The following is a 14,965-nucleotide window of genomic DNA, read 5'->3' on the forward strand; positions in this document are numbered from 1 at the left end:
TGTCATTAAAAATTTGTCTAAAAATCAACAAATATACTGAAAATTTTAAATAATATCATTATAATAGATAATAGAATACATAGGAGGGGGATGTAAAGTATGAAAGTAGAAACGCTTCCTGTCATTAAAGGAGAAAATAATTTGCCGAATTATGAAGAGGCATACGCGAATTTTAACTGGGAAGAGGTTAATAAAAATTTTACTTGGAATGAGACAGGCCGAGTAAATATGGCGTATGAAGCAATTGATAAGCATGCGAAATCCGATCGAAAAAATAAAGTAGCCCTTTATTATCAAGATGGATCGCGAAAAGAGAAATATACATTTAAGGAAATGAAGGATTTTTCTAATAAAGCAGGAAACGTCCTAAAAAATTATGGCGATGTTGAAAAAGGCGATCGCGTTTTTATTTTTATGCCACGTTCTCCAGAATTATATTTCGTGCTTTTAGGTGCAGTGAAATTAGGAGCAATTGTTGGACCGCTATTTGAAGCATTTATGGAAGGCGCAGTTCGTGATCGTTTAGAAGATAGCGAAGCAAAGGTGTTAATTACAACTCCTGAATTGTTAGAGCGCATACCATTAAATGATTTACCAGCTTTAAAAACAGTCTTCCTTGTTGGAGATCATGTAGAAGAAGGCGGTAAAACGGTAGCGTTCAATCCTTTATTTGAACAAGCTTCAAAAGAATTACATATCGAATGGTTAGGCCGTGAAGACGGTTTAATTCTTCACTATACGTCTGGTTCTACTGGTAAGCCAAAAGGTGTGCTTCATGCGCAAAACGCAATGGTTCAGCACTATCAAACGGCGAAATGGGTATTAGATTTAAAAGAAGATGACGTGTATTGGTGCACAGCTGACCCAGGCTGGGTAACGGGAACTGCTTACGGCATTTTCGCACCGTGGTTAGTCGGAGCATCAAATGTTATTTTAGGTGGACGATTTAGTCCAGATGCATGGTATGAAGCACTGCAAGATTACGGTGTAACAGTTTGGTATAGTGCACCGACAGCGTTCCGTATGTTAATGGGAGCTGGACAAGATGCAATTAAAAAATACGACTTATCACAAGTACGCCACGTATTGAGCGTAGGTGAGCCATTAAATCCAGAAGTAATTCGCTGGGGTATGAATGCATTTGGACTTCGTATTCATGATACGTGGTGGATGACAGAAACAGGTGGACAAGTTATTTGTAACTATCCTTGTATGGAAATCCGTCCAGGTTCAATGGGTAAACCAATTCCAGGTGTGAAAGCAGCGATTGTCGATAATGAAGGAAATGAAGTGCCTCCATACACAATGGGTAACTTAGCAATTGGTAAAGGTTGGCCAGCTATGATGCGTGGAATATGGAATAACCCGCAAAAATATGAGTCATACTTTATGCCGGGAGACTGGTATGTATCAGGTGATTCAGCTTATATGGATGAAGACGGATACTTCTGGTTCCAAGGACGTATTGACGATGTAATTATGACGTCAGGTGAGCGCGTTGGTCCATTTGAAGTAGAAAGTAAACTAATCGAGCATGCTGCTGTTGCGGAAGCTGGTGTAATCGGTATTCCAGATCCAGTGCGCGGGGAAATCATTAAAGCATTTATCGCGCTGCGTGCGGGATATGAACCATCTGATGAATTAAAAGAAGAGATTCGTCAATTTGTAAAAAAAGGCCTAGCAGCTCATGCAGCGCCACGACAAATTGAATTTAGAGATAAATTACCGAAAACGAGAAGTGGTAAAATTATGCGCCGCGTATTAAAAGCTTGGGAGCTAAACTTACCAACAGGTGACTTATCGACGATGGAAGATTAAAAAAGAGAGGTCTGAACGAAACAACGTTCAGACCTTTCTTTTTTATGTTATGATATCGTTATTGAACTTATATATATAAGTTAAAGGGGATAGTATGATGAGAACAGAAAAAGAAAAGATGATCCAAGGAGAAATGTACATACCAGCTGATCCAGTTTTAGTACAAGAGAGAGAGCAAGCTCGTATATTAACGAGAAAATTAAATGATACACCAGAAGTACAATTAAAAGAGCGTAGCGAAATTGTTAAAGAATTATTCGGAACGACAGGAGACAATATTCATCTAGAATCTTCTTTTAGATGTGATTACGGTTATAACATTCACGTTGGCGAAAATTTTTATGCGAACTTTGATTGTACAATTCTAGACGTATGCCCGGTGACAATCGGAGTGAACTGTATGTTAGCTCCAGGTGTTCACATTTATACAGCAACACACCCGCTTGATCCAGTAGAGCGCATAAGCGGATCAGAATATGGAAAGCCAGTTACAATTGGAGATAACGTATGGATTGGCGGAAGAGCGATTATAAATCCAGGTGTAACAATTGGAGACAATGCGGTTATCGCATCTGGCGCCGTTATAACGAAAGATGTGCCGGATCATGTAGTAGTTGGCGGGAATCCTGCGAAGATTATTAAAAAAATAAAATAATATTTGAACGAAGTGCCTTCCTCGTCTGTATACATTTGTGAAAGAATAGATGAGGGAGGTTTTTATATGTCTAATAAGTTACTTCTTACCTTTGCTTTAATTGGAATTATAGTCGTATTTTCTGGTGGGTTATTTTTGCCAATACCAATTGGATTTAAAATTTCAATGATTACAGTTGGAGTCATAATGATTGTTATGTTTTCAATCATTATTCCGTTTGATAGAAAACATATAGTACGAAAAAAAGGATATAAAATTGATTTTACAAAAACAAAAGTGTATTTTCGCTGGAATGTATTTGATACGATTTCGGCTTGTCTTGCAGTGTATGCATGCATATGTGTGCAAGCAATAAATATTTTAGTGTTAAGTGGTCATACAATACAAAACTCATATGTTCAATTTTTTACGCTTCAATCACAAGCGTGGATTATTGTCGCAAGTGCATATTTAATTTCCCGCATTTCGTTAACGTTAAAAGGAATAAAGGAGATCAAAAATCATGGCGCAGATTGGGATTGAGGAGGACCTCATGCTTGCGTACCAAGAGGGAGATAAGCAGGCTGGGGAAAAACTATACGTTTTAATTAAACCAGCGCTCTATACATTTTTGTATCGCTTTAACCGAGATGAACAATTAAGTATCGACCTTGTGCAAGATACGTTTTTGACGTTAGAACGAAAGAAACATATGTATGAACCTGAAAAAGGTAAAATAAAAACGTATTTATTTCAAATCGGTTATCGTCTTATGATTAATAAATTAAATAGAAGAAAAAAGTGGAGGACGCTCTTACCATTTTTAGTACCAGTTCAGGAGGTAGAGTTTTCACAAGAAGACCGTCTTACTGTAAGGGACGCAATTTTGAAAGTTCCTGAAGACCAGCGAGCTGTCCTCATCCTTTTTTATTATCATGATATGCAGCAAAAAGAGGTTGCAGAGATATTAAACATTCCGATTGGAACAGTGAAATCGAGACTCCATAACGGGATAAAAAAATTGAAGCAATTGCTGGAGGTGGATGAAATTGAGCGAAAATCCTTTTAAGAATGAATATAAGTTAAAGCAGCATTTAGATAGTGATCATGTAGAAATACCGGACTTTCCAAAAACGGTAAGTCGCTTCGATCGATTAATTGGATTTCTTGGTTCTCCAGCGAAAGATCCTGTGGAGGCGACGATTGGGAATGATTTATCGGTTGTGTTTCATGTATCGTTATTAGTTGGAGTTCCAATTCTTTCTCTCATTACGATACTCTTTGCGACGTTGTAAAGGATTGGCAAGGGGAGAAATCCTACCTCTATTTGACACGCCTATATAAATGATGGTATAAAGAAAAGTATATGAATAATTGAGCGTGGAAAGGGAGAAGTAGTGATCATTTCCCTGTTTTAGAGAGCTGATGGTCGGTGGAAATCAGCACATAGATGATCGCGAATTACGCCCCTAGAGCATCTTTTTTCGATTGAGTTGTATTCAAAAGGGAAAAGACGGTGCTAAGCCGTTATGTAAATAAGGTGGTAGGCTTTTTTTGTCTGCAACTAGGGTGGTAACGCGATAATCAAAATCGTCCCTTATTTCAAGGGGCGATTTTTTTATGTTTTCAACATTCACGCCAGTAATGAACTTAAAGGAGAGTATGTAGGATATGGGTATTTTACAAGATCTTGAATTTCGCGGTCTAATTAATCAGCAAACAGATGCTGAGGGCCTTGAGCAATTATTAGAAAAAGAAAGCGTTAAATTATACTGTGGTTTCGACCCGACAGCAGATAGCTTACACATCGGTCATATGTTGCCAGTATTAATGTTACGTCGTTTCCAATTAGCTGGTCATCAACCAATCGCACTTGTTGGCGGTGGTACTGGTATGATCGGTGACCCAAGTGGTAAAAAAGCAGAGCGTACATTAAATACGAAAGATACAGTTGCTTACTACACAGAAAGCATTAAAAACCAACTTTCAAACTTCTTAGAGTTCGAAAACGTGGACAACCCAGCAACAATGGCTAATAACTATGATTGGCTTGGTAACTTAGATGTAATTTCATTCTTACGCGATATCGGTAAAAACTTCGGTTTAAACTATATGTTAGCAAAAGATACAGTAGCATCTCGTTTAGATACTGGTATTTCATTCACTGAGTTTAGTTATATGATTTTACAATCATACGACTTCTTAAACTTATACCAAAACCATAATTGCCGCTTGCAAATCGGTGGTAGTGACCAATGGGGTAACATTACAGCTGGTCTTGAATTAATCCGTAAATCAGAAGAAGATGCGAAAGCGTTCGGTTTAACAATTCCACTTGTTACAAAATCTGACGGTACGAAGTTTGGTAAAACAGAAGGCGGCGCAATTTGGTTAGACCCAGAGAAAACAACTCCTTACGAGTTCTACCAATTCTGGATTAACACAGATGACCGTGACGTTGTTAAATACTTAAAATACTTCACATTCTTATCTCATGAAGAAATTCTTGAGCTTGAGAAGCAAGTAGCTGAAGCACCAGAAAAACGTGCAGCACAAAAAGCATTAGGTTCTGAAATGACAAAACTTGTTCACGGCGAAGAAGCGTTAGAGCAAGCAATCAAAATTTCAGCTGCATTATTCAGCGGTTCTGTAGCAGAACTGACTGCAAATGAAATCGAACAAGGATTCAAAGACGTACCATCTGTAGAACGTACTGCAGAAGATACAGTATTAATCGACTTACTTGTAGAAAGCAAAATCTCTCCATCTAAACGTCAAGCACGTGAAGATGTAACGAACGGTGCAATCTACGTAAACGGTGAGCGTACACAAGCATTAGACTATGTTGTAACAGAAAACGACCGCATCGAAGGTAAATTCACAATCATTCGCCGCGGTAAAAAGAAATATTTCTTAATTCGTTACTAATTAGAAACGAATATAAACAAATAGTACCCCGAATTGTAGGCTGAAAAGTTTATGATTCGGGGTTTTTATGTATGAATTTAGATTACCTTACGAGTTCTTGTAAATAGAATATGAAGAATTAATACGAACATATAAAGTAAGCTAATGAGCATAACAATAAATGCTGTGGGATAGAATTTTGCTGCATATATAAAGAAATCGATTTGATAAATATCTTGGTAATTTGAAACGGTGCCTTTAAAATAATTCGTAAACTTAGCGCTATATTTCCATTCATCAGGGTAATCTATTAAATTACTCCCCTGATACCAACTCATAAGTGCTGAAGTAATAAAAAGCATACATGCACTGCCCAATTGAACCATTTGGTTTATCGTCAAAAGAAATCAACCTCCTATTTTATGGTTATTATAGCGTGCATTCGTATTCCTGTAACCTTTTTGTTGTAATCTCCTTTTCGAGTTCATACGGAAATCACATGTAAGCGGTATGATAAACGTATAACAAATAGAAAGGAGTGGTAAAACAAAATGTCACTAGAAGCGCTCATTATTTTTTCTTTGCTAAATGCGGGTCAGCTTGCAGAGAATTCGAAGGTGGATATACATAAAGAGCAAAAAGATGGTTATGTATATGTTCAAAAAGAGGAAAATAAATAACTTTATTTTATATATAAATGACAAAAAGCCAATCTAGAGGATTGGCTTTTTGTCATTACGTTGGAAAAAGAGGAGAAATCCCTCTTTTTAAACATTAGATAAAATTTAATCATAGCATGAAAGAATAAGTGGTTTCAAATCTTTTAAATCATTAACATTATCAATGAAAATTCTACTTACTCCCTGTGATTTTGGGGCTTGCTCAACAACGAAATTAGGGCATAGCTGTTTAGTAGCTTCTAGATCTAGTCTTACAACTAAGGATTTTGCATCTCCATCAAGGAAGAGACGTATAAACCATTTTGTGATTACACGATTCATGATGCAAAAATAACTAATAGTATCTTTATATTTAAGGTCACTGATGTCTCTTTGATTTTCTGTTAATATTTCTTTAACAATGTTAAAGGCAGTCAGTTCATCTTCGGTAGTGAAAACTCTATCTGTTTTGTCTTCTTTGCTAATGTCTTCCATTATTTCGGCAGAAGCGGCTGCAACTAGGCTTGTTTCTATTTTCTCCGATGTTTTTGTTTCTTTTGGTGTTAAACCATCACTGATTATTTCTAATAGTGTTCGATTAATTGCTTTTTTAACAATTGGTCGGAACCGCTCTAAAACGTTATTTGTAATTCTAGTTGAGCTAAAGTCTTTAATTAGAAAACGAAGGAAGTCATCTGAAGGATTTTTAAATAACTCTTTAATTGTGGAGTTTAAATTGGTCATATAAATAAGCTCTTCGGCATATTTTACGATCTCTTCAGCTTCAAAATTCTCTTTTGTAAAAGTTTCAATCGTTTCAATATCTAAATTACTTAAACTATCCATACTGAATGTGAAGAAAGGTTTTTCATCCATTACATTGTCATTTGTTAAATCAGTATAAAATTTGTATTCTACACCATTAGTTAGTACTCCTACTTTGACATCAGGTAAGGCATTGAAATACCTAGATAGTTGCGCATCGTGTTTAAGGAGATTTTCTGTTACAGATTTTGCCTCAATTAAAATAATTGGAACTCCATTTTTGAAAACCGCATAATCGACTTTTTCTCCCTTTTTAGTTCCAAAGTCTGCAATATACTCAGGTCTAACTTCTAAAGGGCTAAAAACGTCATAACCTAGCTTTTGAAGAAAAGGAATAATTAATGATTGCTTGGTCATTTCTTCATTAGTTATGTACTCTTTTCGTTCTAAAATTTGGTTAGCTATTTTGTTTATGTCATTTCTAAATTCCATATCAACGTCTCCTCGTTATAAAGTTTAAAAATCCTTAATATCAATACTATTATTTAAAAATTCATAATATAACATAAGTTATGTATGGAAATAGGGAGGTTATTTTTTTATTTGAATTTGATTAGATTAGATAAAACATATTTGTTTTAGGTGGGAGTATAGAGTATTGGGATCTTTATGTTACGTGGGATAAAAAAATTATGGTGAGAATTGAAAAAAGCCAATCCAGAGGATTGGCTTTTTGTCATTAACGAGAGTAGAACTCTACGATTAATGCTTCGTTGATTTCAGCTGCTAACTCAGAACGCTCAGCGTGACGAGTGTAAGTAGCTTCTAATTTATCAGCATCGAAAGTTAAGTATTCTGGTACGAAGTTGTTAACTTCGATCGCTTCTTTAACAACAACAAGGCTGTTAGATTTTTCGCGAACGCTGATAGTTTGACCAGGTTTAACGCGGTAAGATGGGATATCTACGCGAGCGCCATCAACCATGATGTGACCGTGGTTTACTAATTGGCGAGCTGCACGACGAGTGCGAGCTAAGCCCATACGGTAAACTAAGTTGTCAAGACGAGCTTCAAGAAGGATCATGAAGTTTTCGCCGTGCTTACCAGGCATTTTACCTGCTTGGTCAAATGTGCGACGGAATTGACGTTCAGTCATGCCGTACATGTGACGAAGTTTTTGTTTCTCTTGTAATTGTAAACCGTATTCTGAAAGTTTCTTACGTTGGTTAGGACCGTGAGGACCTGGTGCGTAAGGGCGTTTTTCTAATTCTTTTCCTGTGCCGCTTAGAGAGATTCCAAGACGACGAGACAGTTTCCAAGCTGGACCTGTATAACGAGCCATAGTTGACTCCTCCTTTAAAAATGTTTTTATTTACGTAAAATAAAAACAGACGTAATCGATATTTACGGGCATTTTGTTTTCATGTACCTTCGCTCCAGCAGCAGGGAGTTACGAGATACACCTCCGTAGAGGAACAAAATACAAACGATAAACTCACATTACAAGGCTGCCTTTTTATTTTACACAAACGCTATTATATCTTTTACCCAGAGTTTCGTCAAGCGAGTACGTTTTTGTTTTATGCATATAAATTTTGGAAATTAATATAAGAAGGAATTTAAAACAATATAAAAGAAGAGATAGAAACACAAATAAAACGCTTACATAAAATGTAGTAAAAACATTCATCAGTTTTTTAATGGTGAATATGCGGGATAAAAACATAAAGGGGATGTTTTTATGAAAAAGAAGCATATGGAGACAGCGTTAATTCATCACGGTTATACATCTGAGGAACATAAAGGAAGTTTAACACCACCGTTATTTCAAACGTCTACATTTACATTTGAGACTGCGCAGCAAGGAGAGGCGAGTTTTGCGGGAGTAGATCCGTCTTATATTTACTCAAGACTTGGAAATCCAACTGTAAAATTATTTGAAGAACGTATGGCTGTGTTAGAAGGAGGGGAAGAAGCACTTGCCTTCGGATCTGGTATGGCAGCCATTTCAGCAACTTTAATTGGTTTTTTAAAGGCTGGAGATCATATTATTTGTTCAAACGGATTATATGGGTGCACGTACGGTTTTTTAGAAGTGTTAGAAGAAAAGTTTATGATTACGCATTCGTTTTGTGATATGGAGACAGAGGTTGATATTGAAAATAAGATTCGCCCAAATACAAAGCTTATTTTCGTTGAAACACCGATTAATCCGACAATGAAATTAATTGATTTAAAACAAGTTATTCGGGTTGCGAAGCGAAATGGCCTACTCGTCATTGTTGATAATACGTTTTGTTCACCTTATTTACAAAGACCGCTTGAGCTTGGTTGTGACGCTGTTGTGCATAGTGCGACAAAATATATTGGTGGCCATGGTGATGTTGTAGCGGGTGTAACAATTTGTAAAACGAAAGTGTTAGCTGAAAAAATTCGTCCGATGCGAAAAGATATCGGCGGTATTATGGCGCCGTTTGATGCGTGGTTATTATTACGCGGATTAAAGACGTTAGCAGTAAGAATGGATCGTCATTGTGACAATGCAGAAAAAATTGTATCGTTCCTAAAAAACCATGATGTAGTAGAAGGGGTTTGGTACCCAGAAGGGGAGTTAGCATCTCGCCAAATGAAACGGGGCGGTGGCGTTATTTCTTTTTCTGTCAAAGGCGGGAAAGAGGAAACGCAAGCGTTTATCAATGACCTTCACTTTATTACGATCGCGGTAAGTTTAGGTGATACAGAAACGTTAATTCAGCATCCAGCAACGATGACGCATGCTGCGATTCCAGCGGAACTAAGAAAAGAAATGGGTATTTTCGATAATTTAATACGTTTATCTGTCGGTTTAGAATCGTGGGAGGATATCGTTTCTGATTTGGAGCAAGCGTTAAAGAAAATATCTACTGTTAGTAATCAATAAAAAAGAGTGAGCTATCGGTTTCGTACATTACGTACTTAATCGATAACTCACTCTTTTTCTTATATATGTTTTAACAGTGTTTCCACAAACTTTTCTAAATAGTGCTGATCTACTTCATCGAAACGATTTTTTTCAGGACTATCAATATCCAGTACACCAATGACATTTCCGTCTTTTATAATCGGTACAACGATTTCCGAATTAGAGGCACTATCGCAAGCGATATGTCCTGGGAATTGGTGAACGTCCGCTACAAGTTGCGTTGTTTTCGTTTCAGCTGCTACGCCGCAAACGCCGCGTCCGAATGGAATACGTACGCAAGCCGGCATTCCTTGGAATGGCCCAAGAACGAGCTGATTTCCTTCCGTTACATAAAAGCCAACCCAATTAACGCGATCTAAAAATTGGTTTAATAATGCGGACGCATTTGATAAGTTTGCGACTACGTTTAATTCGCCAGTTAATAATGCATCCAGTTGTTTAATTACTGTCTCATACTGCTTTTCACGAGAACCTGCATAACTTTCTTTTGTAAACATGGAAACAACTCCCTTTTTATCGAGATGTGTAAAATATTAGCAAAATACGATGTATTTCACATGACTTTGTCGATAGAAAATTAAAGGAATTTGTCTTAAAAGTCAAGAAATTTAAACTATAGCTGTTCAGTGAGAGGAAGTGAGCGCATGAAGCAGACGAAACAAAAAGTAATTGATGCGGCAATATCGTTGTTTAATACGAAAGGTTATGACGGGACATCAGTGCGAGACATTGCAAAGCGAGCGGATGTGAATGTAGCGAATATTTCATACTATTTTGCTGGAAAGCAAGGCCTATTAGAGCAGCTTATTACTGATTTTTTAGAAGGATATATTCATGTGATTGAAACGTCCTTTGAACAGAGAGAGTATTTGTCGGCTAAAGATGTGATGGTACAAATGGTGCGCGGGATTTTGCGATATCAATTTGAAAATAGGGAACTGACACGTTTTTTTTATAGAGAGCTTTCGCTTGATACGACATTAATTCGTGAAGTGATGACCGTTTATTTTTCTAAAGAAAGATATTATATCGAACAAATCATTAGAGAAGGACAAATGAAGAAAGAGTTTAGAAAGGTATCTTTTACAATGTTTATGACGCAATTAAAAGGCATGATAAATATGCCGTTTTTATATCCACAGTATATATCAGAAGTATTACATTCATTTCCATCCGAAACATTTTTCTTAGAAATGTATACGAAGGAAATTGAGCAATGGATGGAACAAGCATTATGTAAAACGAATATGTATCAGGAATGGCCAAGAGCTGTTCATATGTGAAAAATCCCCACCTAACGAACCGAGGTGGGGATTTTTGTAGTTTCTTTTCTTTGCCATAAATTGTTACATAATAGCGCAATAATTGTTAATGAGGCTCCGGCAAGTTCGATTTTGTCGACCGTATAACCTCGAAATATGGAACCGATAAGTGCAAGGACAGGAACTAAATTCATAAATAATATGCCGTTAATAGATGAAATATAGCGATTCCCCATATTCCAGCAAAATACAGCGATAACACCTGCAATAATCGACATATAAAAGAGTTCAAAACGAACGCTCACAATTGTGTGTAATGATGGTACAGTAATGACGTTTGTATAAGTTAATAAAGTGACAATAACGATGAGTGACATTGAGCCGAATAAACAAGTTAACGTTGTATATCGAAGTGGTGACCAAGATTGAAAACGAGCACCGCCATTTGTATAAATGACCCAGCAAGTAACGCCGCATAACATCAATATATTTGTAGATAAGTGACTTGCAGCTCCAAATAATAAGTGAATATTTCCTTTTGAAATGACAAGCATAACACCGAGTAATGCAACGAACATACAAAGGAAAGTGTAGTTTTGTGGACGCTTATTTTTTGTTATCCATTGTAATGACAAGGCAATTAGTGGCATGAGAGACTGAATCATCGCTGCATGGATTGCTCCAGAAGGTCCGGCAAGTTGTTGTCCGTAGAAAACGAGAAAACCATATCCAGCGAAACCGACTGTTCCGTAAAAGAATAAAGAAAGTGTTCGTTTTTCTAAGCGGAGCGAATGTGTCCCTTCAGTGATCAATAGCAAAATAAGAAAAATAATAGCTGCAGATCCGTAGCGGATAGTTGTGAAAAAGAACGGATCGATAAATTGTAAGGCATTTGCCATTACAGGAAACATAAATCCCCAGGCAGTTACGGCAAGTAAGCATAGGAGGGATCCGAAGAGCATTTGTTTTTTGTTCAAGAGTACCATTCTCCTTTACATTTCGTTATAGTAAGTTGATGAAATAAGTATAAAGATTAATGATTTATAGAAGGAAATATCGATTTTTTATAACAGTTATAACTTTTTGTTAGAGGTGTATATGATGGATTTAGAGGCAGTACGATCGTTTATGGAAGTAAAGCATACGCGCAGTTTATCAAAGGCAAGTAAGCTTTTACATATTTCACAACCAGCGCTTAGTAAACAAATTCAAAGATTAGAAGCGGATTTAGAGGTTACTTTACTCAAGCGTTCTGCTCAAGGAGTGGAGTTAACAGAGGCTGGTGAGATATTTATAGCAAGAATGTTACCGATTTTGGAACGAATACATGAAGTGAAAACGGAAATGAAGAAATATCAAGAAAAACGGAAAATCTCTATAGGTATATTGCCAAGTTTAGCGGCGCGTTACATATCGGAATGCAAAGATATATTAAGTGATGGATTCGAAATAGAATGGAAAATTGAGCATACGAAAGTATTAATGGAATTGTTTAAAGAGCGGAAGATTGAAGCGATGTTCATTGATTCAGTAGTAGAAGGCGCTACATATATAAAAGAAATGCGGGAGGAAAAAATTGTTTGTGTAGTTTCAAATGATCATCCTTATAAAGAGAAAACAATAATCCGAATGGAAGGTTTGGAACATGAGAAATTAATTGTGTACCCAGAAATATGTGATGTAAGGAAAATGATTATGAAAATGTTTCAAGGTATAGGTGCGAAACCAATCATTGCGTTTGAAACTTCTTATGCAGAACCGATGCTTGCGATGGTCGGAGCTGGACTTGGTATCACTTTACTTCCAGAAATGTCAGTGGAGCAAGCGGTAAAGCAGGGGAATGTGCATGTGATTTCTGTTGAACCCCCACTCATGCGCAAAATCTATTTCGTATCTCATATGAAAGAGTGCCCGTTATGGCAATCATTTGAGGATAGGTAGTGAAGCGGGCGGAAGATTAAGAAAGATTACAATTGCATTTAAAGAAACATGAAATTTTAAAAAAAACTAGGTCAAAAACACGTCATTACATGGTATGATTAGTACATTGTTAGTTGTTAAATATAGGGGAATTCCCTTTTTATACATAATGCCTTCCATTTCATAAACGGAACGGACAAAAAAAGAGATATAACTAGGAGGCTTTTTTGCATGGATTCTATCCTGACGATCGTTATCATTGTAGTAAGCTCTATTCTAGTGCTGCTCATGATAGAGCTTGTGATAAGAAATCGTTCATATAAAGATATTGAAGCACTGGAGCAGTGGAAACAAGAAATAAAAGATAAACCTGTAGCAGATGAACTAAAGCGAGTAAAAGATTTGAACATGACAGGTCAAACAGAAGAACTGTTTGGTAAATGGCGTGAAGAGTGGGATGAAATCGTATCAACAACTCTTCCAAAAGCTGAAAAAGATTTAGGGCAAGCGCGAAAATTCGCCTCGCAATTCTCCTTCCGCAAAGCAAAGCATGCGATGAACGAATCCATAAGTGGTTTAGATGACGCTGATAATCGTATTACAGACATTTTAAATGAATTACAGCAACTGTTAGAAAGCCATGAAAAAAATAGCTCGGAAATTGAAGGGTTACGTGATACATATCGTAGTATGAAAAAGAGTGTTCTTGCCCATCGACACATGTATGGAGCAGCTGAGCAGAGAATTGAAGAGATGCTAGATGCCGAATCTAATAAATTTAATAGTTTTGAAGAAGCAACAAATAATGGCGACTATTTAAAAGCGAGAGAAATTGTTATTAGTTTGGAAGAAGGTTTAGCTAATTTAGAAATCATTATTCACCAAATTCCAGATTTATTGGTAGAGTGTCAAGCAACGTTACCAGTTCAACTGGAAGATTTATTACACGGACATAATGATATGGTAAGACAAGGTTATGTATTAGATTACCTGGAAATCCCTAAAGAAGTCCGCGATATGACGACACAACTACAAACATGTTTAATGGATATACAGGAGCTTCATATAACGGAAGCGGCTGAAAAAGTAGAAAAATTAAAAACTCGTTTAGACGGTTTTTATGATCAACTAGAACAAGAAGTGCATGCGAGACATTATGTAGAGCAAAAAACACTTTCTGTTTATGAAGATTTAGAAGAACTTCGTGAAGAAACAATTGAAACGAAAGCAGAAACGCAACTTGTGAAACAAAGCTATCAGTTACAAGATAAGGATATTGAGTCTCAAAAAGTAATTGAAAAGCAAATGCACATTTTAATGAAACGTTTTGAAGTGATGCAATTACGCGTTGCTGAACAAGATATTGCATTCTCTATAATTCGTGAGGAATTAGAAGAGGTTTATGAGCAATGTGAAACTTTAAAAGTACTTCATGCAGAATATAAAGAAATGCTACAAACGATGCGTAAAGAAGAATTTGAAGCGCGTGAGAAGTTGCAGGAAATGCGCAATACAATTTTTGAAACGAAACGCTTTATGCAAAAGTCGAATTTGCCAGGTCTTCCAGAGAGTATTATGGAAGATTTACAAAGAGGGCAAATGGCAATGCAAGCTGTATATGAGCAATTAGAAATAAAACCGTTAAATATGCATGCTGTAAATAGCAGTTTAGAAGAAGCATACACAACTGTTAACGGTGTAGCTGAAATGACAGAAGAGTTAATTGGACAAGCGTATTTAGTTGAAAAATTAATTCAATACGGAAACCGTTACCGCAGTCATGATGAAAATCTTGCAGAAAGCTTAAATTATGCAGAGAAATTATTCCGTGAATATCAATACGATGCAGCTTTAGAACAAGCGGCTTCTGTACTAGAGCAACTTGAACCTGGCGTTGTTCAAAAAATAGCTGAATATGTAGACAATGAACAAACCCTTTCATAAAGGGTTTGTTTTTTTGTGTAATTTTGAAGGCGATGTTGCTATAATGAATAGCGGAATACAGTAAGGTTATTCGTTTCAAAATAAAGTGAAACTG

16 protein-coding genes and 1 other annotated feature are annotated in these 14,965 nt (G+C 36.5%); of the genes, 11 read left to right on the forward strand and 5 right to left on the reverse strand.

Features of this window, described 5'->3' with window-relative positions; translation table 11 throughout:
• Nucleotides 1-99 precede the first annotated feature (99 nt).
• The 6 genes from acsA (at nt 100) to tyrS (ending at nt 5,380) form a co-directional block, all read left to right on the forward strand.
• A complete protein-coding gene (acsA, locus tag JDS95_RS09840; RefSeq protein WP_000862063.1) occupies nt 100-1,818 on the forward strand; it encodes an acetate--CoA ligase in 1,719 nt (572 codons plus the stop codon).
• 94 nt (nt 1,819-1,912) lie between these two features.
• On the forward strand, nt 1,913-2,473 hold the full coding sequence (locus JDS95_RS09845; RefSeq protein WP_002045230.1) for a maltose acetyltransferase domain-containing protein: 561 nt from the start codon (nt 1,913-1,915) through the stop codon (nt 2,471-2,473).
• Between the two features lie 66 nt (nt 2,474-2,539).
• Nucleotides 2,540-2,995 carry a hypothetical protein gene (locus tag JDS95_RS09850; RefSeq protein ID WP_000066447.1) on the forward strand — a complete coding sequence of 152 codons (456 nt, stop codon included), beginning with the start codon at nt 2,540-2,542 and terminating at the stop codon, nt 2,993-2,995.
• Nucleotides 2,976-3,521, forward strand: coding sequence for an RNA polymerase sigma factor (locus JDS95_RS09855; RefSeq protein WP_000057167.1), 546 nt, complete (start codon nt 2,976-2,978; stop codon nt 3,519-3,521). The genes JDS95_RS09850 and JDS95_RS09855 overlap by 20 nt, the downstream gene beginning before the upstream one ends.
• Nucleotides 3,502-3,747 carry a hypothetical protein gene (locus JDS95_RS09860; RefSeq protein ID WP_001293773.1) on the forward strand — a complete coding sequence of 82 codons (246 nt, stop codon included), beginning with the start codon at nt 3,502-3,504 and terminating at the stop codon, nt 3,745-3,747. Before JDS95_RS09855 ends, JDS95_RS09860 begins: the two co-directional genes overlap by 20 nt.
• Nucleotides 3,748-3,824: 77 nt before the next feature.
• Nucleotides 3,825-4,053, forward strand: a binding site (T-box leader).
• Between the two features lie 70 nt (nt 4,054-4,123).
• Entirely contained in the window at nt 4,124-5,380 is a 1,257-nt protein-coding gene (gene tyrS, locus JDS95_RS09865; RefSeq protein ID WP_000512074.1) for a tyrosine--tRNA ligase, read from the forward strand.
• A gap of 77 nt (nt 5,381-5,457) precedes the next feature.
• Here the strand turns inward: tyrS and JDS95_RS09870 are convergent, their stop codons facing one another.
• Entirely contained in the window at nt 5,458-5,760 is a 303-nt protein-coding gene (locus tag JDS95_RS09870; RefSeq protein ID WP_144467195.1) for a YjdJ family protein, read from the reverse strand.
• A 150-nt stretch (nt 5,761-5,910) separates the two neighbouring features.
• Between JDS95_RS09870 and JDS95_RS09875 the strand changes: the two genes are divergently transcribed.
• A complete protein-coding gene (locus JDS95_RS09875) occupies nt 5,911-6,039 on the forward strand; it encodes a hypothetical protein (protein WP_000050942.1) in 129 nt (42 codons plus the stop codon).
• A 105-nt stretch (nt 6,040-6,144) separates the two neighbouring features.
• Here the strand turns inward: JDS95_RS09875 and JDS95_RS09880 are convergent, their stop codons facing one another.
• The gene (locus JDS95_RS09880; protein WP_000395710.1) at nt 6,145-7,275 is read right to left on the reverse strand and encodes a type I restriction endonuclease; all 1,131 of its coding nucleotides are present in this window, start codon (nt 7,273-7,275) and stop codon (nt 6,145-6,147) included.
• A gap of 247 nt (nt 7,276-7,522) precedes the next feature.
• Nucleotides 7,523-8,125 carry a 30S ribosomal protein S4 gene (gene rpsD / locus JDS95_RS09885; RefSeq protein ID WP_000135316.1) on the reverse strand — a complete coding sequence of 201 codons (603 nt, stop codon included), beginning with the start codon at nt 8,123-8,125 and terminating at the stop codon, nt 7,523-7,525.
• Nucleotides 8,126-8,524: 399 nt separating this feature from the next.
• On the opposite strand from rpsD, the gene megL reads away from it, so the two are divergent.
• Entirely contained in the window at nt 8,525-9,703 is a 1,179-nt protein-coding gene (megL, locus tag JDS95_RS09890; protein WP_000726607.1) for a methionine gamma-lyase, read from the forward strand.
• 59 nt (nt 9,704-9,762) lie between these two features.
• Here megL and JDS95_RS09895 read toward each other — a convergent pair whose 3' ends face one another.
• On the reverse strand, nt 9,763-10,242 hold the full coding sequence (locus JDS95_RS09895) for a GAF domain-containing protein (protein WP_000494323.1): 480 nt from the start codon (nt 10,240-10,242) through the stop codon (nt 9,763-9,765).
• Between the two features lie 147 nt (nt 10,243-10,389).
• On the opposite strand from JDS95_RS09895, the gene refZ reads away from it, so the two are divergent.
• Nucleotides 10,390-11,028, forward strand: a complete 639-nt coding sequence (refZ, locus tag JDS95_RS09900; RefSeq protein ID WP_000814925.1) for a forespore capture DNA-binding protein RefZ — start codon at nt 10,390-10,392, stop codon at nt 11,026-11,028.
• Between the two features lie 11 nt (nt 11,029-11,039).
• On the opposite strand, the gene JDS95_RS09905 is transcribed toward refZ, so the two are convergent.
• Nucleotides 11,040-11,984 carry a DMT family transporter gene (locus JDS95_RS09905; RefSeq protein ID WP_085450541.1) on the reverse strand — a complete coding sequence of 315 codons (945 nt, stop codon included), beginning with the start codon at nt 11,982-11,984 and terminating at the stop codon, nt 11,040-11,042.
• Between the two features lie 124 nt (nt 11,985-12,108).
• Between JDS95_RS09905 and JDS95_RS09910 the strand changes: the two genes are divergently transcribed.
• Nucleotides 12,109-12,948 carry a LysR family transcriptional regulator gene (locus JDS95_RS09910; protein ID WP_000362577.1) on the forward strand — a complete coding sequence of 280 codons (840 nt, stop codon included), beginning with the start codon at nt 12,109-12,111 and terminating at the stop codon, nt 12,946-12,948.
• A gap of 210 nt (nt 12,949-13,158) precedes the next feature.
• The gene (gene ezrA, locus JDS95_RS09915; protein WP_000377321.1) at nt 13,159-14,871 is read left to right on the forward strand and encodes a septation ring formation regulator EzrA; all 1,713 of its coding nucleotides are present in this window, start codon (nt 13,159-13,161) and stop codon (nt 14,869-14,871) included.
• The last annotated feature ends 94 nt before the right edge of the window (nt 14,872-14,965 follow it).

Origin of the sequence: Bacillus cereus group sp. N24 (assembly GCF_016483345.1) — a bacterium.
GTDB lineage: Bacteria > Bacillota > Bacilli > Bacillales > Bacillaceae_G > Bacillus_A > Bacillus_A toyonensis.

Coding starts and splice junctions, on each gene's coding strand:
- JDS95_RS09845 (WP_002045230.1), top strand. CDS start 1,913: ATGATGAGAACAGAAAAAGAAAAGATGATCCAAGGAGAAATGTACATA.
- rpsD (WP_000135316.1), bottom strand. CDS start 8,125: ATGGCTCGTTATACAGGTCCAGCTTGGAAACTGTCTCGTCGTCTTGGA.
- JDS95_RS09910 (WP_000362577.1), top strand. CDS start 12,109: ATGGATTTAGAGGCAGTACGATCGTTTATGGAAGTAAAGCATACGCGC.
- acsA (WP_000862063.1), top strand. CDS start 100: ATGAAAGTAGAAACGCTTCCTGTCATTAAAGGAGAAAATAATTTGCCG.
- tyrS (WP_000512074.1), top strand. CDS start 4,124: ATGGGTATTTTACAAGATCTTGAATTTCGCGGTCTAATTAATCAGCAA.
- JDS95_RS09855 (WP_000057167.1), top strand. CDS start 2,976: ATGGCGCAGATTGGGATTGAGGAGGACCTCATGCTTGCGTACCAAGAG.
- megL (WP_000726607.1), top strand. CDS start 8,525: ATGAAAAAGAAGCATATGGAGACAGCGTTAATTCATCACGGTTATACA.
- ezrA (WP_000377321.1), top strand. CDS start 13,159: ATGGATTCTATCCTGACGATCGTTATCATTGTAGTAAGCTCTATTCTA.
- refZ (WP_000814925.1), top strand. CDS start 10,390: ATGAAGCAGACGAAACAAAAAGTAATTGATGCGGCAATATCGTTGTTT.
- JDS95_RS09850 (WP_000066447.1), top strand. CDS start 2,540: ATGTCTAATAAGTTACTTCTTACCTTTGCTTTAATTGGAATTATAGTC.
- JDS95_RS09875 (WP_000050942.1), top strand. CDS start 5,911: ATGTCACTAGAAGCGCTCATTATTTTTTCTTTGCTAAATGCGGGTCAG.
- JDS95_RS09880 (WP_000395710.1), bottom strand. CDS start 7,275: ATGGAATTTAGAAATGACATAAACAAAATAGCTAACCAAATTTTAGAA.
- JDS95_RS09895 (WP_000494323.1), bottom strand. CDS start 10,242: ATGTTTACAAAAGAAAGTTATGCAGGTTCTCGTGAAAAGCAGTATGAG.